This window comes from Brasilonema octagenarum UFV-OR1, from assembly GCF_963888615.1.
GTDB classification, from domain to species: Bacteria; Cyanobacteriota; Cyanobacteriia; order Cyanobacteriales; family Nostocaceae; genus Brasilonema; species Brasilonema sennae.
Map to the genome: position 1 here is coordinate 1 of NZ_CAWPKW010000019.1, position 938 is coordinate 938.

General features: G+C 37.7%; 1 pseudogene. It reads left to right on the forward strand.

The window, feature by feature from the left end:
* Positions 1–263: 263 nt before the first annotated feature.
* Positions 264–938 (forward strand): annotated as a pseudogene (locus AC5590_RS00910) (AAA domain-containing protein); the annotation flags it as partial.

Here is a 938-nt window from a genome sequence, read left to right on the forward strand (position 1 = left end):
ATTGTGGCATACTCTAGAGTTACCCTGATGGCTGCAATGCGACTCTTGAACTAGTTTTATATGTTTTTACTGTTCTGTCGAATTTCTTGATCCAAGTTACCACTTAAATCAGACTGCGTCCAAAAACAAAATCTCTTGACCCTGCCATTATCTTTGATGATAGCAATGCTTGTGCTTTGGCTTGCGGATTAATGCTTTGTATCGGACACGATAACTCGTAACCTATACTACAATCAAGCAAGTGCAGCAACCTGGAGGGTGTTTTGAACAAAGCTAGCAAAGTAGAAGCAATCCTCAACGCATGGTTAAAGTTCATTGCTTTGGAGGATTATAGTCAAGCCAAAATTTCACCAGATGCAGTCAAGCAGCAAGGTGTAAACCTGAAAGGCAATCGTGTAATCATTGGGCAAGATACTTTTGCAGAGTTGCAAAAAGAAGTTAATAAAGGGCAATCAAGTCAAGAGACAGTCTGGGCATTATCCTTTCCTCAAATTCGTACTCAAGAAGAAGAAAAATCTTATTTTCGTCCTCTATTTAGCTTGGATATAACATCCATTCTTCAAGGAGGGTATCAAATAGAGGGGTGGAATATTGATGAACTTCAACTCACGGAAGCAGGGGAAAACTTAGCCAAATTTCTCAACCTAGATGACGAAGATCGGGAACAACTGAAAATTCAAAATGGGTTGAGACACTTACTGAATAATATCTTAGAATTAGATTTTGAAGAAACTTATGAAAACTGGATTAAATCAGTCAGTATACCTCGCTCATCTGAAATTAAAGAGATTCAACCACAGCCGTACTTATTCAAGTTTCAGGCAAGTCAGTTTTCTTGGAATCTCAGATCTGACTTAAAGGATATCCGAAAAAATTATAAGGATAATCAAAGATATTGGTTGAGACAAAAGCATCCAGCCTATGAATATCTATTTGGT